The following is a 25,694-nucleotide window of genomic DNA, read 5'->3' as shown; positions in this document are numbered from 1 at the left end:
ATGGCGATCATCGGGGTGATGGGGTCGGGGCAGGAGGAATGGGCGGATTACGCGGAGCCGCTCGGCGCGTGGATCGCCGGGGCCGGGCACGACCTGCTGACCGGCGGCGGCGGTGGGGTGATGCGATCGGCCGCGCGGGCCTTCCACGGCACGCCGGGGCGCCGCGGCCGCTCCATCGGCATCCTGCCGTCCGAGCCCGATCCGGTCCGCGGCCATGTGCCCCTGCCCGGCTTCCCCAACCCCTACATCGACCTGCCCATCCTGACGCCCTTCGCGCGCAAGCCGGCCGGCGCGCCGCCGGCGGAGCTGAGCCGCAACCACGTCAACATCCTGACCAGCGACGTGATCGTCGTCCTGCCGGGCCGCCACGGGACCTTGGACGAGGTGCGGCTGGCCCTGCGCTTCGGAAAGCCTATGATCGGTTTCGGACCGGAGCTTGACTTTCAGGCCATGCCCGCCGAATTGCGGACAACCGGCGACTTCGGAACGGTCACGGCCTTCATCGCGGACGCCCTGTCCCGCCGCTGACCCTCCGTTCCCGGACAATACGACCTGTGGCAGGATGGCGGGCATGGATGCGCAAGGGATTCTCGACCTCAGCCGCTGGATCGCGGAGGCCGGGCTGCGGGGGGTGCCGGAGACGGACCTCATCGGCGGCTTCTGCGAGCGGCTGGTCGCGGCGGGCGTGCCGCTGACCCGGACGGTGGTCGGGGCGGACACGCTGCACCCGACCATCGCCGGCCATGTCGTCACCTGGGACAGCAGCGGGCGCAACGCCGCCGAAGTGCGCCGGACCGAGTATGGCGGCGACGGCAGCGATCCCGACATCGACGAGAAATGGCTGCGCAGCCCCTTCCACCGGCTCTACACCTCCGGCGAGACGATGCTGCGCCTGCGGCTGACCGATGGCACGGAGGGCGGCGAGTTCCCGATCGTCGACGAGCTGCGGGCGCAGGGCGCCACCGACTACATGGCCATCGTCAACCGCCTCGGCCCCCGCGCCGCCATCGGGGAGCTGGACTGCATCTTCTCCTCCTGGGTGTCGCACCATCCCGACGGATTCAGCGACGCCCAGCGCGACGCTCTGCTCACCCTCACCGGCAGCTTGGCGCTGGCGTTGCGCGGCCACGCCATGGCGCACATCGCCAACACGCTGGCGGAGACCTATCTGGGACGGGACGCCGGCCACCGGGTGCTGCGCGGCCACATCCGCCGTGGCGTCGCGGAGGAACTGGACGCCGTGCTGTGGTTCAGCGACCTCCAGGGCTTCACCCGCATCACCGACACGGCGGCCCCGGAAACCATCCTGCCGCTGCTGAACGACTATGCGGAGCTGGTGGTGACGGCGATCCATCGGCACCACGGGCAGGTGCTGAAGTTCATGGGCGACGGCATCCTGGCCGTCTTCGACCGCTCCAATGCCGAGGACGCCTGCCGGGCCGCCCTCGACGCGGCGGAGGAGGCGCGGGAGCGCTGCAAAGAGCTGAACGCCCGCCGCTCCGCCGCCGGGCTGCCAGTGACGCGCTTCTATCTGGGGCTGCACCAGGGGAAGGTGTTCTACGGCAACATCGGCGGGGTGGACCGGCTGGACTTCACCGTGGTCGGCCCCGCGGTGAACGAGGCCAGCAGGATCGCCGCCATGTGCCGGTCGCTCGACCAGGACATCCTGCTGTCCTCCGCCTTCACGGAGTCCGCTCCGGAATGCCGGGAGCGGCTGATCTCGGTCGGGCGCTACCTGCTGCGCGGCGTGGGCCGCCCGCAGGAGCTGTACACGCTGGACCCGGAGGCGTCGCCCCCACCCTAACCCTCCCCCGCTCTCGCAGGGGAGGGGACTGCCGCCGCCTCGCTAAAATCTCCCTCCCCTGCGAAAGCGGGGGAGGGCCGGGGTGGGGGCAACACGCAGCCCCACCCTGCCCCATCACCCCCCGATGCCGCTGGGCGCGGTGACCGCGTGCTCCTTCAGGATGGCGTCGGACAGGGCCGATACCTCGACGAGCTGGACCTCGTAGCCCCACAGGTTGGCGATGTGGCGCAGCACCGCCTTGGCGTCGCTCTCGTCCAGCAGCACGCCGTTGGTCACGCGGTGGTGCAGTATCAGCTTGCGGTCGCCGGCCAGATCGACGTCGACGATCTGGATGTCCGGCTCCAGGAAGCCCAGGTCGTACTGCCGCGCCAGCAGCTTGCGGATGCCGCGGTAGCCGCGCTCGTTGTGGATGTTCTCGACCAGCAGATAGGGGTCTTCCGCGTCGTCGCGCACGCTGAACATCTTGAACTTCCGCATCAGGTGCGGGCTGAGGTACTGGAGCACGAAGCTCTCGTCGCGGAAGTTGGCCCAGGCGTCGCGCAGCGCGCCCATGCCATCGCCCCGCCCGGCGAGGTCGGGGAACCAGTAGCGGTCCTCGTCGGTCGGGGTCTCGGCGATGCGCTGGATGTCCTGCATCATCGCGAAGCCGAGCGCGTAGGGGTTGATGCCCGAGAAGCGCTGGTCGTCGAACTCCGGCTGGAACACCACCGAGGTGTGCGAATGCAGGAATTCCAGCATCGCGCCTTCGCTGATCATCCCGCGCCGGTGCATCTCGTTCAGGATCGTGTAGTGGGTGTAGGTCGCACACCCCTCGTTCATCAGCTTGGTCTGCTTCTGCGGGTAGAAATACTGCGCCATGTGGCGGACGATGCGGAGGATCTCGCGCTGCCAATGCTCCAGCCGCGGCGCCTTCTTCTCCAGGAAATAGAGCAGGTTCTCTTCCGGCAGGCCGAGCAGCTTCTTGCGCTCCGACACCGACTTGGACGGGCGGTTGCCGCCGACAGCGACCTTCGGCACGGTGCGCCACAGGTCGTTGAAGGTCTGCTCCTGGTACTCCTGCCGCTCCCGCTCGCGCTTCTGCTCCAGCCGCAGGTCGAGGCTGCGCTTCTTCGGATACTTGTGCACGCCCTGGTTCATCAGCGCGTGGGCGGCGTCGAGCACCCGTTCCACCGCGTGGTGGCCATAGCGGTCCTCGCACTGGGCAATGTAGGACTTCGCGAATTCCAGATAGTCGAGGATGCCCTCGGCGTCCGTCCACTGCTGGAAGAGCTGGTTGTTCTTGAAGAAGTGGTTGTGGCCGAAGGCGGCGTGGGCGATCACCAGCGTCTGCATCGTCATGGTGTTCTCTTCCATGATGTAGCTGATGCAGGGGCTGGAGTTGATGACGATCTCATAGGCGAGGCCGCGATAGCCCTTGCGGTAGAGCATCTCGTCGCGGGCGAAATGCTTGCCGAAGGACCAGTGCTTGTACATCAGCGGCATGCCGATGGACGAATAGGCGTCGAGCATCTGCTCGGCGGTGATGACCTCGATCTGGTTGGGATAGACGTTGAGGCCCATATCCTTCAGGGCGATGTCCTCGATGGCGTCGTAGACGCGCTTGATCTGGTCGTAATCCCAGTCCGCCCCGTCGTAGAGCAGGCTGTTGGGCTTGTCGATCACAGCGCTCATGCCTCACATCCTCTCGATGCTCTGCGGGGCGTTGGCCCCGATTCTTGGTGCAGCCTCGCGGTGGCGGCTGTCGCCCCCTCCCCGACCCTCCCCCGCTTCGCAGGGGAGGGGGAAAGTGTGCCTAAGCCCCCGCCTTCTCGCGGGCGAACAGGTCGCGGAAGACCGGGAAGATCTCCCGGCGGGAGCGGACGCGGCGCATGGCGATCGGCAGGTCCGGCCCCTGGACCGTTTTATAGGTCCGCCACAGCTCCGTCTCGCGGCCCAGCGCCGACAGGCCCATGTTGTGCTCCGCCGCCACCTCGATGTAGGCGAAGTACTGGCACAGCGGCAGGATGCCGTCCCGCAGCAGACCCGCCGACCGCGCGTTGTCCGACGACATGTTGTCGCCGTCCGACGCCTGGGCGGCGTATATGTTCCACTCGTTCTCCGGATAGCGCTCCTTGACGATGCGCTGCATCTCCTCCAGCGCCGTGGACACCACGGTGCCGCCGGTCTCGGTGGAGTAGAAGAAGGTGTCCTCGTCCACCTCCTTGGCCTCATGGGTGTGGCGGATGAAGACGATGTCCACCGAGCGGTAGCGCCGCTTCAGGAACAGGAACAGCAGCATGAAGAAACGCTTGGCGAGGTCCTTCATGTGCTCGGTCATCGAGCCGGAAACGTCCATCAGGCAGAACATGACCGCCTGCGCGATGGGCTTCGGCACCGTCTCGAACCGGTTGTAGCGGACGTCGATCGGGTCGATGAAGGGGATGCGCTTGGAGCGGAGATAGTGCCGCTCCAACTGGTCGCGCATCTCCCGCAGCTTCTCGGGATCCTCGCCGCGGTCCTCCGCCTCGCGCAGAAGGGCCTCCAACTCCAGCATGTCCGCCGGCTTGGGCCGCTTCAGCGCGATGCGCCGGCTGAGACTGTTCCGCATGGTGCGGACGAGGTTCAGGTTGGCCGGCGAGCCGGTCACCGAATAGCCCGCCCGCGTCAGCGAGTGGGACTCCGTCTGCTTAACCTTCTGCTTGACGAGGTCGGGAAGCTCCAGGTCCTCCAGGAAGATGTCCAGGAACTCCTCGCGGGACAGGACGAAGCGGAAATCGTCGTCGCCCTCCCCGTCCGGACTGCCTTCGTTGCCGCCGCGACCGCCGCCGCTCTCCGGCCGCGCGATGGTGTCTCCTTCCACATACTCCTTGTTGCCCGGCACGACGTAGTCGCGCACGCCGCCGGCCCCGGAGCGGTGGAAGGAGGGCTCCCGCACGCCGCCGGTCGAGATGGTCACCTTCTCGCCGTTTTCGATGTCCTGGATGCCGCGTTTGCCGGAGGCATCCCGCACCGCCTTCACCACCTGCTCCTTGGCACGGCGCAGGAAACGCTGGCGGTTGGCCAGGCTCTTGCCTTGCGGATTCAGGCGACGGTCGATGATGTTCATCAAGGGGGAGCCCCTCCTACCCGTTCACGCTCGTGTGGCGAAGCGGGCCGTCAACCGGCCTGCTTCACGCGCATGTACCACTCGACCAACCGGCGGACCTGCCGCTCGGTGTAGCCGCGCGACATCATGCGCGACACGAACTCGTTGTGCTTCTTCTCGGTCTCGCCGTCCTTCTTGGACCCGAAGCTGATGACCGGAAGCAGATCCTCCACCTGGGAGAACATGCGTTTCTCAATCACCTCACGGATTTTCTCGTAGGACGTCCAGGAGGGATTGCGCCCGGCATTCGCCGCCCGCGCACGCAGCGCGAACTTGACGACCTCGTTTCGGAAGTCCTTCGGGTTGGCGATCCCGGCGGGCTTCTCGATCTTGGTCAGCTCCTGGTTCAGAAGCTCGCGGTTCATCAGCTGGCCGGTGTCCGGGTCCTTGAAGTCCTGGTCCTCGATCCACGCGTCGGCGTAATCCACATAGCGGTCGAACAGGTTCTGCCCATAGTCGCTGTAGGATTCCAGATACGCCTTCTGGATCTCGTTGCCGATGAACTCCGCGTAGCGCGGCGCCATCTCGGCCTTGATGAACTCGATGTATTTCTTCTCGGTGTCGTCGGGGAACTGCTCCCGCTTGATCGACTGCTCCAGGATGTACATCAGGTGGACGGGATCGGCCGAGATCTCGTTGGAGTCGTAGTTGAAGGTCGCGGCCAGGACCTTGAAGGCGAAGCGGGTGGAGATGCCGTCCATGCCCTCGTCCACGCCCGCCTGGTCGCGGTATTCCTGCATGGACTTGGCCTTGGGGTCGGTCTCCTTCATGCTCTCGCCGTCATAGACGCGCATCTTGGAGTAGAGGCTGGAGTTCGGATGGTCGCGCATGCGCGACAGCACCGAGAACTTCGCCAGCATCTCCAGGGTCGACGGCGCGCAGGGCGCGGTCGCGAGGTCGGAGCCCTTGACCAGCTTGTCGTAGATCCGCTGCTCCTCCTGCACGCGCAGGCAGTAGGGGACCTTGATGACGCAGATGCGGTCGATGAAGGCTTCGTTGTTCTTGTTGTTCTTGAAGGACTGCCACTCCGCCTCGTTCGAGTGGGCGAGGATGATGCCCTGGAACGGGATGGCGCCGATGTTCTCCGAGCCGACGTAATTGCCCTCCTGGGTCGCCGTCAGCAGCGGGTGGAGCATCTTGATCGGGGCCTTGAACATCTCGACGAATTCCAGCAGGCCCTGGCTGGCCCGGTTCAGGCCGCCGGAGAAGCTGTAGGCATCGGGATCGTTCTGGCTGTAGACCTCCAGCTTGCGGATGTCGACCTTGCCGACCAGCGAGGAGATGTCCTGGTTGTTCTCGTCGCCCGGCTCCGTCTTGGTGACGCAGATCTGGCGCAGCTTGCTGGGGTGCAGCTTGACGACGCGGAAGCGGGAGATGTCGCCGCCGAACTCGTCCAGCCGCTTCACCGCCCACGGGCTCATCAGGCCGGTCAGGCGGCGGCGCGGGATGCCGTAGCGATCCTCCAGCAGGTCGCCCATCTCGTCCGGGTTGAACAGGCCGAGCGGGCTTTCGAAGACCGGGCTGATCTCCTTGCCGGCCTTCAGCACATAGACCGGGCACTTCTCCATCAGCGACTTCAGCCGCTCCGCCAGCGACGACTTGCCGCCGCCCACCGGACCCAGCAGGTAGAGGATCTGCTTGCGCTCCTCCAGACCCTGCGCGGCGTGGCGGAAGAAGCCGACGATCCGCTCGATCGTCTCCTCCATGCCGTAGAAGTCGGCGAAGGCCGGATAGATCTTGATCGTCCGGTTCATGAAGATTCGGCCAAGGCGCGGGTCCTTGGCGGTATCGACGATTTCCGGTTCGCCGATGGCGGCGAGGATGCGCTCCGGTGCGGAGGCAAACATCATCGGGTCGTCGCGGCATTCCTGGAGGTATTCCGTGAGGCTCATCTCAACCTCACGGCGCCCCTCATAGGACTGTGTGTAGCGCGTGAACAGTTCGTCGGCCGGGAACATTCCGCTCTCCGTGTCTCTTAGTCCGATGCGTCGGGGCTGCCGCCGGGAGACCCGGGCGGCGGGGGCGGCACCTGCCGCAGGTGCGAACTCTGGGGTGTCACGGACACAACGGTCCCGCGGCACCCCCGCTCACCGTCGAAAGCCAGACCTTTTATCCAGTTGCCCTTCAAATGAAGCGCCCCCTTCGGAGTGCTAAACTCGAATGCTTCAAAACTGAATGTAATGCTCGACCTAGAGCTTTCCAGGAGGAAAGCCTTGATAGTCTGAAAAGAGAGGCGGCCGGAGACACCGGTCATTTGTAATAGACCACGCGGCCGGGTTGTCCGGAATGGCCGGGGTGCAAGCACCGGCGGAGCGGGCAGCAAGAAAAACGAAGGTCGGCCGGGCTGAGACTTGCAACCGGCTTCCGGAGCACAGCCCGGATGCCGTTTGTCGGGGACTCGCTGGACCTTGCCGATCACCCATCGACCTCCAGTGCATCCTCGCGCCTTAACCAACTAAGGCGCTACGGTTAACAGCAAGCGTGACGGATATTCCTTAACAACCCGCTTCCACGCCCATCGCCGCCGCCTTGCCTCAGGATATTAACGCATGGGCGACGGGCATGGTCCACACCTTCCAAAGAAGGATGGTGAGCCTCATCACAGCAGATCAACAAGGCAGAATTTGGGTGAGCCGCCTTTGCCATTGCGGCGCACAATCCGTAGGGAATCCGGAAGGCGGCTGGAATCAAGCACTTGGCCGCGTTTTTGCAGTCCTGCCACAGGTCGGGGAAAAAGTGTGACCGACGGGGCCGCCCCAGGTCGTCCCGCGTCCTCAGCCGAGCTTAGCGCCCAGCGTCCCCTTCAACGACTCCGGCGTGGCCGGCTTGACAATGAAGGTGTCGGCGCCGAAGGCTGCGGCCTCGTCCATGCGGCTCTGGTCGGCGCGGTTGGTCATGAAGACCACCGGCAGCGCGCGGTGGCGGGCGTCCGTGCTGGCCCGCAAGGCCTTCAGGAACCCCAGCCCGTCCATCGGCTGCATTTCCACGTCGCAGACGACCAGATCGGGTTCGTGCGCCTGCACCGCGGCCAGCCCGGCCTCGCCGTCGGCGGCCTGATGGACGGAGCGGAAACCCAGCGTGGCCAGCATCTTCGCCAGCACCATGCGGGTGAAGCTCTCGTCCTCGATCACAAGAACCGAAAAATCCCCGAACGCCGCCGGCATCGCCTTGTTCCCCCGAGTCCGATAGGTCGTGTGTGTACGCCGCAAGCACGTCCTTTGCAACCGGCTCGCAACGCCTCCGGCCGGCTGGGAATCGTCTCGCGGAAGAACGGTTGCACGGCGGGGGGCGCTGGGGCTACACGGAGTCGCATGAGCTATCTCGACCACATCCGCGCGTGCAACGCGCACGACCTCTCCGGCTTCCGTCCGTTCGAGCTGGAAGGCCATCGCCTCGGCTGGATCCGCCACGCGCTGGCCGAGCAGCTTCCCGGCGTCGATCCCGGCTTCGTCGTCACCGCCGACCGGGTGACGCTGGCCCCGGAGGTCCGCGATTTCGAGGCGCGATCCTCGGTGCTGGCGCACGCCGCCCAGTTCCTCGTCGAGACGGGGGCGGTCTCCGCCCTGCGCGGCGAGTTCTACCCTGTCACGCCGGCCTGGGGAGCGGAGCCGCTGATGCGCATCGACCGCGCGGTGGTGGCGCAGTTCGGCACCCCCGCCTACGGGCTGCACGTCAACGGTTTCGTCCGCCAGCCGGACGGCGGCCTGTCGCTGTGGATCGGGCGCCGCGCCCGCGACCGCGAGGTGGCGCCGGGCAAGCTCGACAACATGATCGCCGGCGGCCAGCCGATCGGCCTGACGCTGGCGGAGAACCTCGTCAAGGAAGCGCAGGAGGAGGCCGGGATCGACGCCGCCCTGGCGTCCCGCGCCGTCCCCGTCGGGGCCGTCACCTATCGCATGGAGACGGAGGCCGGGCTGAAGCAGGACACGCTGTTTCTCTACGACCTGGAACTCGACGCGGATTTCGTCCCGCAAAACACCGACGGCGAGGTCGAGCGGTTCGAGCTGTGGCCGCTGGACCGCGTCGCGGAGTCGGTGCGTGCGACGAAGGACTGGAAATTCAACGTGAATCTCGTCGTCATCGACTTCATGGTCCGTCACGGCTGGCTGACGCCGGATGAGCCGGACTATCTGGAGATCGTGACCGGCCTTCGGCGGTAGACGCCGCCTCGGCAGCCATCGCCACGGTCACTCCGCCGCGGCCCGCGCCCGCGCCTCCTCCAGGTGGGACGACAGCTCGGACAGGGTGACCGGCTTGTGCAGGACGGTGAAGCCGCTGCGCCGGGCCTCGCGGATGCGGTCGGGGCTGGTGTCGCCGGTCAGCAGGATCGCCGGGATGAGGTCGCCGGCGAAGGCGTGGATGTCGCGGATGGCGTCCACCCCCGTCCGGCCAAAGCGCAGGCGGTAGTCGGCAATGATGACGTCGGGAAGCCGCTCCGCTCCGTCGAGCTGGCGCAGCGCCTCCTCCCCCGATGCAGCGGCCAGCACGTCCCATCCCCACTGCTCCAACACCAGCCGCAGGCTTTGCAGGATCAGTTCCTCGTCGTCGATGATCAAGGCCAGCGCGCCGGGACGGTCCAGGGACGGCATGGCGCGTTCCGTCCCGTTGGGATTCCAGGAAGCGTGCAAGGGAACCTCCACCGTAAAGCATGTGCCCCGCCCAGGACGCGACCGCACGCGAACCGGCAGGCCGAGCAGACGTGACAGCCGCTTCACCACCGCCAGCCCGAGGCCGAGGCCGCGGCTGCGGTCGCGTTCGGCGTTGCCGAGTTGGACGAACTCCTCGAAAATCTCATCGAGCTTGTCGGTGGGAATACCGACGCCCGTGTCCGCCACCTCGATGCACAGCATCATGCCGCGCCGCCGGCAGCCCAGAAGCACACCGCCCGACGCCGTGTAGCGCACCGCGTTGTCGAGCAGGTGGCGCAGCAGCCGTTCCAGCAGAGTGGCGTCGCTGCGGACTTGCGCCTTGAGCGGGCGCACCCGCAGCTTCAGTCCCTTGGCGGTCGCGCGCGGACCATAGTCGGCCTCCAGCCGCTCCATCATCTCGGCCACCGCGAAGGGCGCCATGTCGGGCGACACGATCCCGGAGTCGAGCCGGGCCACGTCCAGCAGCGCGTCGAGCAGGCCGCGCATCGCCTCGACCGCCCGGTTCATCGTCTGGACCAAGGGCAACTGCGGATGGCCGGACAGCCGCTCCGCCAGGACCGCACCGAACAGGGTCAGCGACTGGGCGGGCTGGCGCAGGTCGTGGCTGGCGGCGGCCAGGAACCGCACTTTGGCCTGGCCGGCGCGCACCACCTCATCCCGCGCGGCGCGCAGGGAATCCTCCTGCCCACGCAGCCGCGCCTCCACGCCCATGCGGTGACTGGCGTCCGCCGCGGTCATGACGATGCCCGTGGGCTCGCCACCGGGCTCCGCCGTCAGCGGCGTCAGCGCGATGTCGAACCAGTTTCCGTCACCCGTCAGGGTCAGTTCCTGGACCAGTCCCCGGCCCGCGGCGGCCATCGCCTGGGTGAAGCGCTCCGCCGCGTCCTCCCGGCCGCCCCAGACGAACGCGCCAACCATGGGTTGCCCGATCAGCAGAGCTTGCGGGCATCCGATGGCGCGCAGCATCGCCGCGTTGAGATCGGCAATGCGCCCCTGTCGATCGAGCAGGGCGATCGCCACGCCGATCGTGTCAAAAACCCGCCGCAGCCCGGCGGGGTCGGCGGGACAAGGGTTGTCCTGCGCCTCCTCCTCTCGCATTGCTTGCCTCCTTCGGATTGCAAGCCGACCGACCGTTTGGCGCCAACCATTGGGCGGTGCAAACAATCGGTCGCGATTCAAAAGATACGTGCAAGAGGAAGAAGATTCCAGACAACCCGCCTCAAACGGATAGTTTGATCATCGTTGTAATACACACTTGGTGGTAGATCATAATTCTTCTGGAAAGCCGGCCTGGACGCGCACCGCCGCCGCCGTCAGCCCTGATTCCCGAAGGGATCGCAAGGTCTTGGCGTTGTCCCGCTTGGCAAGACGCTCGCCCCGCTCATTCACCAGCAGAGAGTGATGATCGTAATCAGGAGGGACGACTCGAAGAAGTTCCTGAAGAAGTCGATGCGCGTGTGTCGCGAAAAAGAGATCACTTCCACGCGTAACCAGCGTCACGCCCTGGAGGTGATCGTCCAGGGTGACCGCCAGATGATAGCTTGTCGGGACGTCCTTGCGGGCCAGGACGATGTCGCCGAGGAGGCTCGGCATGGCGTCCTGCCAGCCGCGCCGCCGGTCGTGCCAGCGCAGCGGCCCGGTCATCGCCATGGCCTTTCCCACATCCAGTCGCACGGCATAGGCCGCCCCTGCGGCGATGCGGTCCTGCCGCTCCGGCTCCGACAGACCGCGGCAGGTGCCCGGATAGAGCGGACCGTCCGGACCGTGCGGCGCGTGGCCGGCGCGGGCGATCTCCGCGGCGATGTCCTTGCGGGTGCAGAAGCAGGGATAGACGGCGCCCAGATCGGCGAGCCGCGCCAGCGCGGCGCGGTAATCGTCCAGATGCTCCGACTGGCGGCGCACCGGCTCCTCCCAGGTCAGGCCCAGCCAGGCCAGATCCTCGCGCAGGTCGCGGTCGAACTCGGGACGGCAGCGCTGCGGATCGATGTCCTCGATGCGCAGCAGGAAACGCCCCCCGGCCTTGCGGGCGGTGATCCAGCCGAACAGGGCGGAATGGGCGTGCCCGAGATGGAGGTGGCCGGTCGGGCTCGGCGCGAAGCGGGTGACGACGTCGGTCATTTCCGCCTTATACCCCAACCGCGCCCGGCCCGCATGCGGGACCGCGGGCGCAGCGGGTGGGAGTGCAACGGGCGGTCAGATGTGGGGGCGGTCAGATGTGGGGGCGGTCAGATGTAGGGATTGTCCTTGATCGGTTCGACCGGGATGTCCTCGCCCTCCAGATACATGGCGAGGCGGCGGCGCAGTTCGCGGTCGAAGGCGTCGATGCGGCGCTGGCGGTCGCGCTCCTCGCGCTCGGCGCGTTTCTCGGCAAGGTCGATGATCGTGGCGCTCATGGATGTTCCCTTTGAAAGCGTCCCCCTCGGGCGCCGCCACCATCTCAGAGCATGGTTAACGCTCAGTAACCACGATGTCGGAAAATGCATGTTCAAGGCACCACAACCAAATGTCACAGGTTTCCGGTCGGCCTGCCGGAAACGCCGGAACCCAGTCCATCGAAAGGGTTACAGGATCGTGAAGAAATGACGCAGTGCGGCGCGACATATTGAGTTCGAAGCACAAATCAACTATGTATCTGGTGTTCCGGTCACCCGGCGGCGTGTCATCCCGCAAGGGGGAGCGGAACACCAGAAAGGTTCCAGACACGTCTCAGATAAGGGAGTGGCCATTGGCTCCACCACCCGATCACTGTCCGGCCCTGGTGCTGAACGCCGACTTCCGGCCGCTCAGCTACTTCCCTCTGTCGCTCTGGTCCTGGCAGGAGGCGGTTAAGGCCGTCTTTCTGGACCGGGTGAACATCATCTCCGAGTATGACCGCGTCGTCCGCTCCCCCACCTTCGAGGTCAAGCTGCCGAGCGTCATTTCGTTGAAGGAGTTCATCCCGGCGACGCGGCGGCCGGCCTTCACCCGATTCAACGTTTTCCTGCGCGATCGCTTCGCCTGCCAGTATTGTGGTCACCACTTCCCCACCCAGGAACTGACCTTCGACCACGTCATTCCACGGTCGCGCGGCGGGCGCACCACCTGGGACAACGTCGTCACCTCCTGCTCGGCCTGCAATCTGGCGAAGGGAAACAGGCTGCCGCACAGTTGCGGCATGATCCCCCTCAGTCCCCCGTTCCAGCCGAGTGCCTACCAGCTTCAAGAGAACGGACGTGCATTCCCGCCAAACTTCCTTCACGAAAGTTGGCGGGATTTTCTTTATTGGGACACCGAACTCGATCCGATGTAGAAACGCCGCGATCGGAAAGGCTGGACCGGGAAAGATTTGGGTATGGACGACGAGAACCCCTGCGTGGGCATCTGCATCATCGGCGAGGATGGCTATTGCGAAGGCTGCGGGCGGAGCGAGGACGAGATCTACGGGACTCCGCCCGCCCCGTCCCCCATTCCGGCGGAAACGGGAGTGGACGATAAGGCCGCCTGAGTCCGCTCCACCCGCCCCCGGTCACACCCGCGCCCGTCATACCCGTTCTGCCACCCAGATGACCGCCTTGGTGCCGGCCTTGATGGCGGCGGACAGCACCGGATAGGCCGGGGCCTGCTCCGCGCCGTTGAGCAGGCCGATGTCGCGGTGCTCCACCTCCTCCGCCTGGAATTTGAGGATGGAGGTCTTCAACTCCTTCTCCTCCGGGCCGAGGTGCTTCAACTGCGCCTCGTAATGGCCGTCGATGACCTGCTCAACGGCGACGGTGCAGGCCATGGCCGCCCGCTCGCCCATCACCGCGGTCCCGGCGCCCAGCAGGAAACCGGCCACGTGCCACAGCGGCTGCAGCACGGTCGGGCGCACCTGACGGGCGACGAGCTGCTTCTCGAAATACTGGAGATGCTCCAGCTCCTGGTCGGCCATGTGGCGCAGGGTCTTGGCGTGCCGGCCCCGGCCCATGACGGAGAGCTGGCCTTCGTAGATGCGCTTGGCCCCATACTCGCCAGCATGGTCCACGCGCACGATCCGCGCCAGCCGCTGCTCCGGAGTCGGGTCGCCGGGCAAGCGCCCGCGCGGACGGGGCCGGGGGGCGGGAGACTCGCCGGTGGACGGGGCAGCGGCGGACGGAACAGCGGCAGCGGTGTCGAGCGGGGTCATGCGAAGGTCCTGGAAACCGAGGTCCGGATGTAGGCGGCGCGGGCCGCCGCGAAGGCGAAGGCGGACAGCGCCAGCGAAATCACGACGTTGTAGCCCGCCATCGAAATCCCGAACAGCGACCACGCCACTTCGTCGCAGCGGGTGACCGGGGCGGCGAGCACCTGGGCGCGCAATTCCTCCAGAGTCTGGGGCGCGCGCCCGCCGGCGCCGCAGGCCGAGGTGCCGGCCCACCAATGCTGCTCCACCCCCACATGATAGGCGGCGATCCCCGCACCGGCCAGCAGGGCCAGCCCGCTCGCCACCAGCAGCGCGTCGCCCAGCCCGCGCCATTGGCGGAACAGCAGGGTGACGATGCCGAAGGCCATCACCGCACCGTAGGGCACGCGCTGCCACAGGCACAGCACGCAGGGCTGGTAGCCCAGCACGAACTGGAAAAACAGCGCGGCGGCCAGCACGCCGGCACTGGCGATGGCCAGAAGCCCGGCGGTGTAGCGCGGATCGTCGATCGGGAGGCGGTTCATCATGCGGGTGAGATTAGCGCGCCCCACAGGCTTAGGCCAGACACGCCGACGCATCCGCACAAAACACTTTGTCCCAGGGCGATTTCCCCTCTATATAGCGGGCACCGGTCGCCGCGAGCGCCGGGTCCGGCAGGCACCGTGCGGGCGTGGCGGAATTGGTAGACGCAGCGGACTCAAAATCCGCCGTCCTCACGGATATGTCGGTTCGAGTCCGACCGCCCGCACCACCTTCCCTCCTGTGCCTGCTCCACGGACCGCCGCAAGGCCACATCCGCCCTCCCCGCTTGTTTCCGTCACGCAGCCCCGGCCTTGGGGACCACAGCGGAGGATTCGCGACCATGGAGATCACTCGGGTTGGCGCTCAGCCATCCGTCACCGGACCGGCCGACTGGTTCACCGGCACGGTCCGCATCGACCCCCTCGTTCAGACCGAAGCCCCGGCCCGCACCGCGGCGGCCAACGTCACCTTCGAACCCGGCGCCCGCACGGCGTGGCACACCCATCCCCTGGGGCAGACCCTGATCGTCACCGCCGGCTTCGGCCGGGTCCAGCGCGAGGGCGGCCCCATCGAGGAGATCCGCCCCGGCGACGTCGTCTGGTTCCCGCCCGGCGAGAAGCACTGGCACGGCGCATCGCCGACCATGTTCATGACCCACATCGCCATCCAGGAGCAGTTGGACGGCAAGACCGTGGACTGGATGGAAAAGGTCTCCGACGAACAGTACGGGGCGTGAAGCAACAGGACCGCCCCAAAACCTCATTGCGTATGCGGGCTTGTTCCAAAGTCCAATTCGGCGGCCCGCCCCAGCCACTTAAAATGCGCAGCATCGACCGCCGCCGCGACCGGCGCCGCGGAGTTTTGGCTGGGGAGCCATCTCACATGACCGTTTCCAGATTCGTCATCGCCGCCGCCCTTCTGCTTGCCGCCGGCACGGCCAACGCCGAAAGCGGGCCGCAGCCCAAGACGGCCGAGGAGGCCGCCGGCAAGCAGATCTTCCATCAGTGCGCGGCCTGCCACTCGCTGGATTCCAGCAAGAACGCCTTCGGCCCGAGCCTGTACAACGTCGTCGGGCGCAAGGCCGGCTCGATCCCGCGCTTCGACTATTCCAACGCGCTGAAGACGTCCAACATCACCTGGACCGAGGACAACCTGCGCCACTGGATCGCCGGCAACGACAATTTCGTCCCCGGCACCCGCATGCGCCACGTCGCCATCACCGACCCGGCGGAGCAGGACTACCTGATCGCCTTCCTGAAGTCGCTGAAGCAGTAAGCATCGAAAAGCCGGTTACGGTGCGGCGACCGGAACCGGCTTTCCCTCCTCGGTCGGCAGGCCCGCCTCGGCCCAGCCGTCCGCCCCGTCGCGGTACCAGAGGACGCGGCGGTAGCCCATCTCCAGGGCTCGCTTGCCCGCGTTCCACGACATCCAGCAATCCGCCAGACAGTAAAACAGCAGGCCGCGCCCGCGGTCGCCGCCGGTCAGCCGCTCCAGGCTGGACCGGAAATAACCGTCCAACTCCGGCGTCAGAGTTCCAAGCCCGACGTTGGGAAGCCAGACGCTGCCGGGGATCTGCGGAAAGGGCTTTGGAACCAGCCAGGGACCGCCGGGCAGCGTGCTGCGATCCAGCTTCATCACGTTGATGGGAAGAGCGGCACCCGACTCCACCAGCGCGCGGGCCTGCGCCGTGTTCACCGTCTCCGCCCCGGGCAGCGACGCCGGGGTCGGCGACCGGTATTCGGTCATCCGGTAGCCGTCGGGCACCGGAACCGCGTCCGCTGCGGCGCCTCCCGCCGGCCCGGCCAGCAGCAGCGCCAGTCCGGCGGCGCTCAACCAACGTGCGCGCACCACATCCCTCCCCCATTGTTCTGTGGCATCCACGAAATCCCCCCGTGCCCGACAGGGTCAAGTTGCCCGATAGTCGAATACCGGGGACCGGCGGGCGGGGCCTAAGCTCAGCGTTCGCCATCGTGGGATTCCCGCGTTCCGCTGCGCCACCGCACCGCAGAGGCCTGCCTTGCAAACGACCGCAGGACGCATCATCATCAGGCTAGGGAGACAGGGGTGGCTAGACCCCTGCCTCCCGGCCCGATCCTTAGCGGTTCAGGAGATCAAGGATGTCCTTGATCAACCGAACCAGCAGGATCAGGAGAGTGAGGATCTTTTCCATCCTCGACGCCTCCTTGTGATGGGACGCGGGCGGTGGCCGATCCGCCGCCCGGTCCGCCGCACAACCATGGCGCGGCACACTACCCATACAAATGCAATTTTTGACGCAGGGGCGGAGCCATGCGCCTGATGCCCCTCGTCCGGCTGTTTCTGCTCCTGGCACTGGTCTGCGTCGCCACCGTGGCGCGTGCGGCGGACCGGCCCGCGGTGACCATCGGGGTGCTGAAGTTCGGCACGGTCAGCTGGGAGCTGGACGTCATCCGCCACCACCGGCTGGACGAGGCCGCCGGCTTCGAGCTGAAGCTGATGGAGCTGGCGAGCGGTCAAGCCGCCCAGATCGCCCTGCAGGGCGGCGCGGTGGACATGATCGCCAGCGACTGGCTGTGGGTGGCCCGCCAGCGCGCGACGGGGGCCGACCTGACCTTCATCCCTCATTCCGCGGCGGTCGGCGCGCTGATGGTGCCGGCGGCCTCGCCCATCGCCTCCGTCGCCGACCTGAAGGGCAAGCGCATCGGCGTCGCCGGAACCCCCATCGACAAGAGCTGGCTGCTGCTGAAGGCGCTGGCCCGCGACCGCTACGCGCTCGACCTCGACGCCGCGGCGACGCCGGTCTTCGCCGCCCCTCCCCTGCTCAACCAGAAGGCCACGACGGGGGAACTGGACGCGGTGCTGAATTTCTGGCCCTACGCCGCCCGTCTCCAGGCGGCGGGGATGCGGACGGTCATTGGGGTGGACGGGATGATGCGGGATCTCGGCCTGTCGGCCAGCGTGCCGGCGGTCGGCTTCGTCTTCCATGAGGGCTGGGCCAGGACCAACCCGGCGGCGCTCGACGCCTTCGTCGCCGCCTCGCGCAAGGCCAAGGCGATCATGGCTCAATCGGACGCAGAATGGGACCGGCTGCGCCCGCTGATGAAGGCGGAGGACGAGGCCACCTGGGCGGCGCTGCGCGACCAGTTCCGCGCCGGCATCCCGCAGCGCTGGACGGAGGAGGAGCGGGAGGCCGCCGCCAAGCTCTACGGGCTGATGGCCAAGCTCGGCGGGCGGGAGCTGGTGGGCAACGCCATGGCCCTGCCGAATGGCACCTTCTGGCCGGGGGTCCGCTTCTGATGCGGTGGCGGCGGCTGGCCCCGGTCCTGTCGCTGGCTCTGCTGGTCGGGCTGTGGGCCGTCGCCGCGGAGCTGGCGGCAAGCCGCAGCCTGCCCGGCCCCGCCGCCGTGCTGTTCGTGCTGGTCCGCGAGGCGGCGGACGGCGCGCTGTTCCATCACCTGGGGATCACGCTGGCGCGCATGGCCGCGGCCTTCGCCATCGCCATGTCCATCGGCTCGGCGCTGGGCATCCTGCTCGGCCGCTCGGCCACGGCGGACCGGCTGTTCGGGCTGTGGCTGACCGTGTTCCTGAACATCCCGGCGCTGGTCGTGATCGTGCTCGCCTATGTCTGGTTCGGCCTGACCGAGGCGGCGGCGGTCGGCGCGGTCGCCGTCAACAAGATCCCCAACGTCGTGGTCGTCCTGCGCGAGGGAACGCGCGCCATCGACGAGCAGTATGTCGAGATGGCGCGGACCTTCCGCATGGCGCGGTCCGACGTGCTGCGCCATGTGCTGCTGCCCCAACTCACCCCCTACTTCGCCGCGGCGGCGCGGTCCGGCCTTGCGCTGATCTGGAAGATCGTGCTGGTGGTCGAGCTTCTGGGCCGCAGCGACGGGGTGGGATTCCAGATCCACCTTTACTTCCAGATGTTCGATGTGGCCGGCATTCTTGCGTACACCGTCGCCTTCGTGGCCGTCGTCCAACTCCTTGAACTCTGCGTCCTGCAACCCGTCGAGCACCGGCTCACCCGGTGGCGGCCGGTGCGCGCTGAGGCTTGATATCCGCTCCAAGCGCTTCGCCGGGCGGGAGGTCATCCGTGGCCTGTCGCTGACGGCCGCGCCGGGGGAGTTCCTGGCGCTGGTCGGCCCGTCCGGCTGCGGCAAGACCACCGCGCTGACCATCGCCGCCGGGCTGGACCGTGATTTCGACGGAACGCTCGACTTCGGCGGGCCGGAGCCGATGCTGGGCTGCGTGTTCCAGACGCCCCGCCTGCTGCCCTGGCGCACGGTGCGGCAGAACGTGGCGCTGGTGCTGCCCAAGGAGCGGCGCGGCGACGGCACCGCGGAGCGCTGGCTGGCCGCCATGGGTCTGGAGGCGGTGGCCGACGAATACCCGGGCCGCCTGTCCGGCGGCATGGCGCGGCGGGTGGCGCTGGCCCGCGCCTTCGCGGTCGAGCCGGGCCTGCTGCTGATGGACGAGCCCTTCGTCTCGCTGGACGAGCCGACGGCGCAGCGGATGCGCGCCCTTCTCGCAACGATGCTGGAGCGGTCCCCGGCCACCGTGCTGTTCGTCACCCACAATCTGCGCGAGGCGATCCAGCTGGCCGACCGCATCCTGGTGATGGCCCCCGGCCCGACGCGGGTGGCGGCGGAGGTGCCGCTGGAGACGCCCCGTGCCGTGCGCGACGACGCGCTGGTCGAGCGTGTGCGGGCGGACCTGCTGGCCCGGCCCGAACCGGCCTTCCGGCTGCTCGCCTGACTCTTTCGCCGAAACTGTGAAGCGGCTCACACCCGCCGCCGTCCACCCGGCGCAGTCTGTCCCGCTGTGATGACACCGGCGGAGACGACGATGCGCACCCTGTTCCTGCCCCTATTGCTGCTGGGCGCCGGCCTGACGCTCCTGTCCGGCGCGACGCTCGCCGGGGAGATCGTGATCCTCGACTCGCACGGTCCCGGCCCCAACCACGCGGACCGGTCGCGCGATCTGGCGATCATCGGCGATTCAGCCACCGCCTCCTCCATCGTCATCATCGAACGGACGACGCGCGACGAACAACTCGGGCGGCGAGACCCCGGCCTGGAGGCCCGGCGCGCCACGCGCAAGGCGGAGGCGAAGCGGCGCAGCAAGGACAAGGACTGGTCGGATTGGGCGGAGTTCGACGGCCACGCCCTGGACGGCTTTGGCTGGCTCGACGGCCCGGTGCCGCTCGGCTTCGGGCGGGGCGATCCGGGACAGGAGGCGGCGCGCGCCGCCGCGGACGCGCGGCGGATGCGGAACCGCTGAACGGTAAAGGCCCGCCGACTCAAATGCCGAAGCGGGCCTTCTCCAGTTGCAGGCGGTTGGCGAAGACCACGGCCTGGGTGCGGCTGTAGACCTTCAGCTTTTGCAGGATCGCCGAGACGTGGGCCTTCACGGTGGTTTCCGTGATGCTCAGCTCATAGGCGATTTCCTTGTTCAGCTTGCCGGTGCCCAGCATCTCCAGCACGCGGAGCTGCTGTGCGGTCAGGGTCGACAGGCGGCGGGCGATCTCCGCCGTTTCCTCGTCCTCCGCCGCAGCTCCCTCCTCGACCGAGGCGGGCAGATAGACCTCCCCGGCCAGGATCTGGCGCAAAGCGCCGGCGATGGCGTCCCGGGGCGTCGATTTCGGGATGAAGCCCGCAGCGCCGCAGCGCACCGCCTCCAGCATCACCTTGCGGTCCTCGTGCGCCGAGACGACGGCGACGGGGATGGCGGGGAAGCGGCGGCGCAGGGCGATCAGCCCGGTCAGACCGTTCATGCCCGGCATGTTGAGGTCGAGCAGGACGAGGTCCGGCTCCCCCTTGCCGCCGTGCATGGAGTCGAGGATGGAGATGGTTTCGTCCAGGCAACCAGCCTCGTGGATCTCCTGCGCTTGGCAGGAATAGAGGACGGCGCTGCGCAGGGCGTCGCGCACCAGCGGATGATCGTCCGCAATCAGAATTCGGCTCATGGCGTGGTTCCCACGCTCATCGTTTCGGGGCGTTTCCGGGTGCGATCATGCCGGACTGTTCAAGAATGCGCAAGGACGGGAACGGGCATTCCCCAAAACAGCCGATCGTAGGCAATTCCGTTTTAAATCCATGCCCAAATCCTCTTGCAAGCGGTTCGCAAGAAAAGACGGCCCGAAGTTTTCGGGCCGCCCTTTCCTGGTCCGGTCACGGCACGGGGTTTCCCCCGTCAGGCCTTCGGCAGCTTGAAGACCCAGAGCGAGCCGCCCTGGTTGATGTCCTTGACCAGCTTGGCGACGTCGCCGCCCCACAGCGGCACCGCACCGCCCCAGCCGGAGACAACGGCCACATACTGCTCGCCGTCCTGTTCCCAGGTGACCGGGGAGCCGACGACGCCGGAGCCGGTGTTGAACTTCCAGACTTCCTTGCCGGACTTCGCGTCGAACGCCTTCAGATAGCCCTCCGGCGTGCCGGTGAAGACGAGGTTGCCGCCGGTGGTCAGCACGCCGCCCCACAGCGGCGCCGGGTTCTTGTATTCCCAAACGATCTTGCCGGTCTTCGGGTCGATGGCACGCAGCGCGCCGATGTAGTCGTCATAGAGCGGCTTGATGGTGAAGCCGGCGCCCAGATAGGCCGCACCCTTCTTGTAGGTGATCGGCTCGTTCCAGATGTCCATGCCCCACTCGTTGGCCGGGACGTAGAACAGCTCGGTTGCCGGGCTGTAGGCCATTGGCATCCAGTTCTTGGCGCCGAGGAAGGCCGGGGCGGCGAAGACCGACGTGCCCTTCTCCGCGCCGACCGGGGTGCCCGGACGGTTGTCGTCGTTGTAGACCGGCCGCCCGGTCTTCACGTCGATCTCCTTGGCCCAGGTGATCTTGGTGACGAAGGGCGAGGCGCTCAGCAGCTTCCCGTTGGTGCGGTCGAGCACGTAGAAGAAGCCGTTGCGGTCGGCCTTGGCGCCGGCCTTGATGGTCTGTCCGTCCTTCTTCAGGTCGAAGGACACCAGCTCGTTCACGCCGTCGAAGTCCCAGCCGTCGTGCGGCGTGGTCTGGTAGTGCCACTTGATGTCGCCGTTGGCCGGGTCGATGGCCAGCGTCGAGGAGGTGTAGAGGTTGTCGCCCGGACGCAGGTGCGAGTTCCAGGGCGCCGGGTTGCCGGTGCCGAAGAACAGCGTCTTGGTTTCCGGGTCGTAGGTGCCGCCCAGCCAGGTGGCGCCACCGCCGGTCTTGTAGAGATCGCCCGACCAGCTCGCGTTCATGACGCCGGTCATGGTCGATTCCTTGCCATTGAGGGTGCCCATGTTGCCCTCGATGGTCGGGCGCTGCCAGACCAGCTCGCCCGTCTCGGCGTCGCGCGCCTCGACCATGCCGATGATGCCGAACTCGCCGCCGGAATTGCCGGTGATGACCTTGCCGTCGACGATCAGCGGGGCGGCGGTCGCCGAATAGCCGGCCTTGTAGTCCTCGATCTTCTTCGACCAGACGACCTTGCCGGTGTCCTTGTTCAGCGCGACCAGACGGGCGTCCAGCGTCGCGAAGTAGATCTTGTCCTTGTAGAGCGCGGCGCCGCGGTTCACGACGTCGCAGCAGGGCATGATGCCTTCGGGCAGGCGGTGGTCGTACTGCCACTTCTTCTGCCCGGTCTTCACGTCCACGGCGTAGAGACGCGAGTAGGAGCCGGTGACGTAGATCGTGCCGTCATGGATGATCGGCTGCGACTCCTGCCCGCGCTGCTTCTCGCCGCCGAAGGAGAAGGACCACACCGGGGTCAGCCCCTTGACCGTGTCCGGGTTCAGCTTGTCGAGCGGGCTGAAGCGCTGCGCCTGATGGCCCATGCCGTAGGTCAGGACGTCGCCCGTCGACTTGGCGTCGTTCAGCAGGTCGTCGTTGCTCGGCACATCGGCTGCCAATGCGGGGCCGCTCAGGCCAAGGCCGGCGGCCATGGCGCTCGCAAGCAGGCAGGTGCGGAAGAGACGCTTCATGGTGCGGATACCTCCCAGGGGAATGGACAGCCGGAGTCGCGGGCAGAGATCATGCGCAGACGAATTGGCGGAACCCGCCTGCTTTGTCCGCCCGGCCTCGGCTTCTTTTCGGAACATTCAGGGGTTCGACGCGGGGCGACGCGGCATCGCGAAGCCCGTATCCTTTTGACAGTAAAGCAGTCTATCGGCGTCCCGGATGGGGTCCATTGGCAAATAGTAGGATGGGCGGAGCGTTCTGCTGATGGACGAGAACCGTTTCATTACGAACGGCCTCAATTCACCCGCGGCAACACAGCCTTCTCGATCCGTGGCCAGAGATGCGAGACGGAGCGCCGGTACTCCTCGCGCAGCACGCCCATCCCGGCAAACCGCTCGGGGATCGGCGCGTCGAGCAGCTCGGCCATGTCGGCCCCGGCCTCCGCCCGCTCGCGCAACTTGCGGTCCAGCCACGTCAACCAGTCGCGGGTCTGGGCGATGGCCGCCTTGTCGGTGCGGATGCGGCCATGGTTGGGAACCAGCACCGTCACGTCCAGAGCGTCCAGGGCATCCAGCGCCGCCAGCCATTGGCCGATGTCGGCGTGGGGCGTCGTCGGCGTCCGGTCGGAGAAGACGACTCCACCGGCGAACAGAACGCCCGTCGTCTCGTCCAGGATGGCGAGGTCGGCGGCGGTGTGGCCCTCCAGCGGGATCAGCCGCAGCCGGTGCGCGCCGAAGACGACTGTGGAGCCGTAGACCGTCTCGGTCGGGACCAGCGGCTCGGTGCCGCGCATCCAGTCGCCGACAAGGCGGTACATATTCTCGGTCATCCCCGGACCCTCGGCCTTGATGCCCTCGATGGTGCCGGGCAGCGCGGCGATGGGCACGTCGGCGAAGGCGCGGTTGCCCAGCCAATAGTCGGGGTGCAGGTTGCTGACGAAGACCTTGCGGATCGGCTTGTCGGTGACCGTCGCGATGGCCGCGCGCATCTCCTCGCCGAAGCGGCGCGACGGGCCGGTCTGGATCACGATCACTCCGTCGTCGGTCACGATGAAGCCGGGGTTGAGGATGTTGCCGCCGTTGCCGCGGGTGAAATGCTCCCGAGTGCCCTCGAAGACCCAGGTGTCCGGCGCGATGGCGACGGGCTTCAGGTGATAGCTCAGCGGACCGGCGGCCCAGCCGGGCGCGGCGGAGACCGCCAGCAGGAGAAGGGCGAGAAGCGCTCTCATGGCAATGCCCCCTGCACCCAAGGAAGCGGGATGGCCGCCTTGACCTCGCCGCCTTGGTTGTCGCGCCCGTCGAGCGTCAGGCTGCGCGCGCCCGCGCCGGGCTGCACCTCCAGCGTGAAGACGGGGTTCTCGGACAGCGGCTCCGCGGTCTGGAGCCGGGCCAGCGCCCGCCCATCGGCGTCGCGCAGGGTCAGCGCCTCGATGAAGTAGGCGGGGATGCCGGCGACCAGACCGGTGTCCATGGGGTGGCGGACGAGGAAGCGCACGCGCGTCGCCTTGTCCTCACCCGCAGGAGCCCAGGCGCGGCCCTGCACCTCCCCCACATGGTCGGCCCAGTCGGCGGCGGCGTAGGTGGCCGGCGGCGCGGTGCAGCCACCGCCCGCCGCGTCGAGCAGCTTGCCGCCGATGTGCCACACCCCGTCCGGCGTGCGGGCGGCGGCGCGCAGCGGTGTGGCCTGCTGGACCTTGAAGCGCGTGGCGATCACCGGCTTCGCCGCCAGCGGCTGGAAGCGCAGGATGACCGGGAAGGGGTTGAGGTCGGCGAACAGCACCATCTCCTCCACCGCGCCCAGAGCCGTGGCGTCGGCCATCACCGGGACGGCGGCGGCGTTCTCGGCGTTGTCGGGGGCGGTGACGGTCACCCGCTCGTCGAACTGCACGGGGGCGGTGCCGAACAGCTCCGGCCGCAGCACGTCCCACATGACGGAGGCCAGCGGGTCGGCGGGGTCCGGCGGGCCGGCCACCGCCTGGACGGACAGGGCTGGGTTGGAGAGCGCGGCCAGGAGCGCCGCGGCGGCGAGATGGCGGTTCATGGCGGTTTTCCCCTCCCTTGCGTCGTTCTTCTTGTGCGGGCTCTTGCCCCCTCCCTAACCCTCCCCCGCTTCGCAGGGGAGGGAATCTAGTGCCTCCTCCCCCGCCCAGCGGGGGAGGGCCGGGGTGGGGGCACGGATCGTCACTCCAGCGGAATCGCGTTGTGCGTCACCCCATGCGTCCGGAAGATCGCCGGCAGCGTCCCGTCCTCCAGCATCGCCGTCACCGCGTCGCCCACCGCGTAGGCGAGGTCGCGGGAATTCTCCTTGACCGCCATGCCGATGTCCCAGTTCGACGCCATCATGCCGGGGAAGGTCACCGGGGTGATCGGGAAGCCGGCGGCGCGGTCGCCCAGCGCGGCCTCCACCTGGCTCTGCGTTGCGACGACGGCGGCGACGTCGCCTTTGACCAGGGCCTCGACCGCCTCGGGGATCGTCATGTAATGGACCAGCCGCTCGCGCAGCCGACCGCCGAAGGCCCCCAGCAGGTAGAAGTCGGGGATGCTGTCGATCTCCACCCCCACCGGCTCGTCGGGCAGGGAGGCCAGCATCGGCTGGGTCATGCGCATCGGGTTGCGCGCCAGCGCGAAGCCCTCCCGCTGGTAGGGGCCGAACAGCACGGCCTCCGGGTTGCGCAGCCCGAACTCCTTCTGATAGGGCACATGCATCATCACGTCGGCCACGCCGCCCCCGACGACCGGGCCGCGCCACACCGCGTTGCGCAGGTCGTCCGACACGGCCTCCCCGGCGGTCAGCTCCATGAACTCGACGCCGACGCCCAGCCGCCCGGCGATGGCGCGGGCAATGTCCACGTCCACACCGACCAGGGCGCCGCCCTTGCGGTGGGAGAAGGGCGGGTTGTCGCGGTAGACCGCGACCATCAGCCGCCCGGCCGCCACCACATCGTCCAACGGGCGCGCGCCGGCGCGCCGGGGGAGAACCCCGGCGGCCAGCGCGGCGGCGGCGAAGGACAGCAGGTGGCGCCGCGTCGGAAGCGCCGTCATTCCTCGTGCACCGTCTCCAGCCACGACCGGATGGCCCACAGCGCCTCCTGGCCCAGCGCCTCGCCGAAGCGCGGCATGTAGGTGACGCCGTTGCGGATGGAACCGTTGATCACCCGCTCCTTGAACCACTCGTCCCCGGTGTCGCCCTTGTCCAGAAAGCGCAGGTCCGGGGCGATGCCGCCCGACACCGCGCCCAGCCCGTGGCAGCGCGCGCAGTTCTGGTTGAAGGCGGAGGATCCGATCTCGATCGCCCGTGGGTTGCCGCGGTAGGGGTTCGCGTCGCGCCAGTCCTCGCCCAGCTTGTCGAGGCCGGTGGTGTCCACCGCCTGGGGGGTCACGTCGCCGTGGGCGAAGGCCGCCGTGGGGACAACCGTGGAGGCGACGGCGGCCGCGCCGGTCAGGAAACCGGCCATCGCAAGCCGGAGAAGCCGTGCGTTCATAAGGGGCGTCCTCATTCAGAAAAATGCGAAGGGAGCGTTGTCCGTTGCCGCGGAGCATAGCGGGCGGTCCGTGCCG

At 67.7% G+C, this 25,694-nt stretch carries 27 protein-coding genes and 1 tRNA gene; 12 read left to right on the top strand and 16 right to left on the bottom strand.

Translation table 11 applies throughout. From position 1 onward, the window contains the following. Both H1Q64_RS07455 and H1Q64_RS07450 read left to right on the top strand, forming a co-directional pair. Complete coding sequence (locus H1Q64_RS07455) at positions 1-528, top strand: DNA-binding protein (protein ID WP_237903009.1); 528 nt, start codon at positions 1-3, stop codon at positions 526-528. Between the two features lie 43 nt (positions 529-571). After that, positions 572-1,804 carry an adenylate/guanylate cyclase domain-containing protein gene (locus H1Q64_RS07450; RefSeq protein ID WP_237903008.1) on the top strand — a complete coding sequence of 411 codons (1,233 nt, stop codon included), beginning with the start codon at positions 572-574 and terminating at the stop codon, positions 1,802-1,804. A gap of 114 nt (positions 1,805-1,918) precedes the next feature. Here the strand turns inward: H1Q64_RS07450 and H1Q64_RS07445 are convergent, their stop codons facing one another. From H1Q64_RS07445 to H1Q64_RS07430, 4 genes are all read right to left on the bottom strand, one after another. Continuing rightward, the gene (locus H1Q64_RS07445; protein ID WP_237903007.1) at positions 1,919-3,475 is read right to left on the bottom strand and encodes a SpoVR family protein; all 1,557 of its coding nucleotides are present in this window, start codon (positions 3,473-3,475) and stop codon (positions 1,919-1,921) included. Positions 3,476-3,596: 121 nt separating this feature from the next. Continuing rightward, a complete protein-coding gene (locus H1Q64_RS07440; protein ID WP_035682340.1) occupies positions 3,597-4,889 on the bottom strand; it encodes a YeaH/YhbH family protein in 1,293 nt (430 codons plus the stop codon). 50 nt (positions 4,890-4,939) lie between these two features. Continuing rightward, positions 4,940-6,886 (bottom strand): PrkA family serine protein kinase, encoded by a 1,947-nt coding sequence (locus H1Q64_RS07435; RefSeq protein ID WP_237903006.1) that lies wholly within the window; start codon positions 6,884-6,886, stop codon positions 4,940-4,942. Positions 6,887-7,702: 816 nt separating this feature from the next. Beyond that, positions 7,703-8,092, bottom strand: a complete 390-nt coding sequence (locus tag H1Q64_RS07430; RefSeq protein WP_014241309.1) for a response regulator — start codon at positions 8,090-8,092, stop codon at positions 7,703-7,705. A gap of 147 nt (positions 8,093-8,239) precedes the next feature. On the opposite strand from H1Q64_RS07430, the gene H1Q64_RS07425 reads away from it, so the two are divergent. Then, positions 8,240-9,088 carry a DUF4743 domain-containing protein gene (locus H1Q64_RS07425; protein ID WP_237903005.1) on the top strand — a complete coding sequence of 283 codons (849 nt, stop codon included), beginning with the start codon at positions 8,240-8,242 and terminating at the stop codon, positions 9,086-9,088. A gap of 27 nt (positions 9,089-9,115) precedes the next feature. Here the strand turns inward: H1Q64_RS07425 and H1Q64_RS07420 are convergent, their stop codons facing one another. The 3 genes from H1Q64_RS07420 to H1Q64_RS07410 all read right to left on the bottom strand — a co-directional run bounded on the left by H1Q64_RS07420 (position 9,116) and on the right by H1Q64_RS07410 (position 11,970). After that, positions 9,116-10,675: an ATP-binding protein gene (locus tag H1Q64_RS07420; protein ID WP_237903004.1), complete on the bottom strand. Its 1,560-nt coding sequence runs from the start codon at positions 10,673-10,675 to the stop codon at positions 9,116-9,118. A gap of 168 nt (positions 10,676-10,843) precedes the next feature. After that, complete coding sequence (gene gluQRS, locus H1Q64_RS07415) at positions 10,844-11,695, bottom strand: tRNA glutamyl-Q(34) synthetase GluQRS (protein WP_237903003.1); 852 nt, start codon at positions 11,693-11,695, stop codon at positions 10,844-10,846. Positions 11,696-11,802: 107 nt separating this feature from the next. Beyond that, complete coding sequence (locus H1Q64_RS07410; RefSeq protein ID WP_014241314.1) at positions 11,803-11,970, bottom strand: hypothetical protein; 168 nt, start codon at positions 11,968-11,970, stop codon at positions 11,803-11,805. A gap of 332 nt (positions 11,971-12,302) precedes the next feature. Here H1Q64_RS07410 and H1Q64_RS07405 point away from each other — a divergent pair, with 332 nt between their 5' ends. Then, complete coding sequence (locus H1Q64_RS07405) at positions 12,303-12,866, top strand: HNH endonuclease (protein ID WP_237903002.1); 564 nt, start codon at positions 12,303-12,305, stop codon at positions 12,864-12,866. Between the two features lie 42 nt (positions 12,867-12,908). Continuing rightward, positions 12,909-13,061 (top strand): DUF1289 domain-containing protein, encoded by a 153-nt coding sequence (locus H1Q64_RS07400; protein WP_237903001.1) that lies wholly within the window; start codon positions 12,909-12,911, stop codon positions 13,059-13,061. A 36-nt stretch (positions 13,062-13,097) separates the two neighbouring features. On the opposite strand, the gene H1Q64_RS07395 is transcribed toward H1Q64_RS07400, so the two are convergent. Both H1Q64_RS07395 and H1Q64_RS07390 read right to left on the bottom strand, forming a co-directional pair. After that, on the bottom strand, positions 13,098-13,718 hold the full coding sequence (locus H1Q64_RS07395; RefSeq protein ID WP_237903000.1) for a demethoxyubiquinone hydroxylase family protein: 621 nt from the start codon (positions 13,716-13,718) through the stop codon (positions 13,098-13,100). Further along, positions 13,715-14,242: a disulfide bond formation protein B gene (locus H1Q64_RS07390; RefSeq protein ID WP_237902999.1), complete on the bottom strand. Its 528-nt coding sequence runs from the start codon at positions 14,240-14,242 to the stop codon at positions 13,715-13,717. Before H1Q64_RS07390 ends, H1Q64_RS07395 begins: the two co-directional genes overlap by 4 nt. A gap of 137 nt (positions 14,243-14,379) precedes the next feature. On the opposite strand from H1Q64_RS07390, the gene H1Q64_RS07385 reads away from it, so the two are divergent. The 3 genes from H1Q64_RS07385 (at position 14,380) to H1Q64_RS07375 (ending at position 15,512) form a co-directional block, all read left to right on the top strand. Continuing rightward, positions 14,380-14,466: transfer RNA gene (locus H1Q64_RS07385), tRNA-Leu, on the top strand. Positions 14,467-14,577: 111 nt separating this feature from the next. Beyond that, on the top strand, positions 14,578-14,973 hold the full coding sequence (locus tag H1Q64_RS07380) for a cupin domain-containing protein (protein WP_237902998.1): 396 nt from the start codon (positions 14,578-14,580) through the stop codon (positions 14,971-14,973). Positions 14,974-15,119: 146 nt separating this feature from the next. After that, complete coding sequence (locus tag H1Q64_RS07375; RefSeq protein ID WP_014241321.1) at positions 15,120-15,512, top strand: c-type cytochrome; 393 nt, start codon at positions 15,120-15,122, stop codon at positions 15,510-15,512. Between the two features lie 15 nt (positions 15,513-15,527). Here the strand turns inward: H1Q64_RS07375 and H1Q64_RS07370 are convergent, their stop codons facing one another. Further along, positions 15,528-16,085: a PQQ-dependent catabolism-associated CXXCW motif protein gene (locus H1Q64_RS07370; RefSeq protein WP_237902997.1), complete on the bottom strand. Its 558-nt coding sequence runs from the start codon at positions 16,083-16,085 to the stop codon at positions 15,528-15,530. A 441-nt stretch (positions 16,086-16,526) separates the two neighbouring features. Between H1Q64_RS07370 and H1Q64_RS07365 the strand changes: the two genes are divergently transcribed. The 4 genes from H1Q64_RS07365 to H1Q64_RS07350 all read left to right on the top strand — a co-directional run bounded on the left by H1Q64_RS07365 (position 16,527) and on the right by H1Q64_RS07350 (position 19,496). After that, a complete protein-coding gene (locus H1Q64_RS07365; protein WP_237902996.1) occupies positions 16,527-17,513 on the top strand; it encodes an ABC transporter substrate-binding protein in 987 nt (328 codons plus the stop codon). Next, positions 17,513-18,271: an ABC transporter permease gene (locus H1Q64_RS07360; protein ID WP_237902995.1), complete on the top strand. Its 759-nt coding sequence runs from the start codon at positions 17,513-17,515 to the stop codon at positions 18,269-18,271. Before H1Q64_RS07365 ends, H1Q64_RS07360 begins: the two co-directional genes overlap by 1 nt. Then, on the top strand, positions 18,201-18,971 hold the full coding sequence (locus H1Q64_RS07355; RefSeq protein ID WP_237902994.1) for an ABC transporter ATP-binding protein: 771 nt from the start codon (positions 18,201-18,203) through the stop codon (positions 18,969-18,971). The genes H1Q64_RS07360 and H1Q64_RS07355 overlap by 71 nt, the downstream gene beginning before the upstream one ends. Before the next feature lie 90 nt (positions 18,972-19,061). Beyond that, positions 19,062-19,496, top strand: a complete 435-nt coding sequence (locus H1Q64_RS07350; RefSeq protein ID WP_237902993.1) for a hypothetical protein — start codon at positions 19,062-19,064, stop codon at positions 19,494-19,496. 19 nt (positions 19,497-19,515) lie between these two features. Here the strand turns inward: H1Q64_RS07350 and H1Q64_RS07345 are convergent, their stop codons facing one another. From H1Q64_RS07345 to pedF, 6 genes are all read right to left on the bottom strand, one after another. Continuing rightward, positions 19,516-20,181 carry a response regulator gene (locus H1Q64_RS07345; protein ID WP_014241328.1) on the bottom strand — a complete coding sequence of 222 codons (666 nt, stop codon included), beginning with the start codon at positions 20,179-20,181 and terminating at the stop codon, positions 19,516-19,518. A 227-nt stretch (positions 20,182-20,408) separates the two neighbouring features. After that, positions 20,409-22,160, bottom strand: coding sequence for a methanol/ethanol family PQQ-dependent dehydrogenase (locus H1Q64_RS07340; RefSeq protein WP_237902992.1), 1,752 nt, complete (start codon positions 22,158-22,160; stop codon positions 20,409-20,411). A gap of 272 nt (positions 22,161-22,432) precedes the next feature. Further along, the gene (locus tag H1Q64_RS07335) at positions 22,433-23,365 is read right to left on the bottom strand and encodes a quinoprotein relay system zinc metallohydrolase 1 (protein ID WP_237902991.1); all 933 of its coding nucleotides are present in this window, start codon (positions 23,363-23,365) and stop codon (positions 22,433-22,435) included. Beyond that, positions 23,362-24,177: a quinoprotein dehydrogenase-associated SoxYZ-like carrier gene (locus H1Q64_RS07330; protein WP_237902990.1), complete on the bottom strand. Its 816-nt coding sequence runs from the start codon at positions 24,175-24,177 to the stop codon at positions 23,362-23,364. Before H1Q64_RS07330 ends, H1Q64_RS07335 begins: the two co-directional genes overlap by 4 nt. A gap of 140 nt (positions 24,178-24,317) precedes the next feature. Further along, positions 24,318-25,178 carry a substrate-binding periplasmic protein gene (locus tag H1Q64_RS07325; RefSeq protein WP_237902989.1) on the bottom strand — a complete coding sequence of 287 codons (861 nt, stop codon included), beginning with the start codon at positions 25,176-25,178 and terminating at the stop codon, positions 24,318-24,320. Next, positions 25,175-25,618, bottom strand: coding sequence for a cytochrome c-550 PedF (gene pedF, locus H1Q64_RS07320; protein WP_237902988.1), 444 nt, complete (start codon positions 25,616-25,618; stop codon positions 25,175-25,177). The genes H1Q64_RS07325 and pedF overlap by 4 nt, the downstream gene beginning before the upstream one ends. Positions 25,619-25,694 lie beyond the last annotated feature (76 nt).

The organism is Azospirillum brasilense (assembly GCF_022023855.1).
In the GTDB taxonomy this organism is placed as follows: domain Bacteria; phylum Pseudomonadota; class Alphaproteobacteria; order Azospirillales; family Azospirillaceae; genus Azospirillum; species Azospirillum brasilense_F.
Note: the sequence above shows the minus strand (reverse complement) of the source record. Positions and strands in the feature narration are given on the sequence as shown.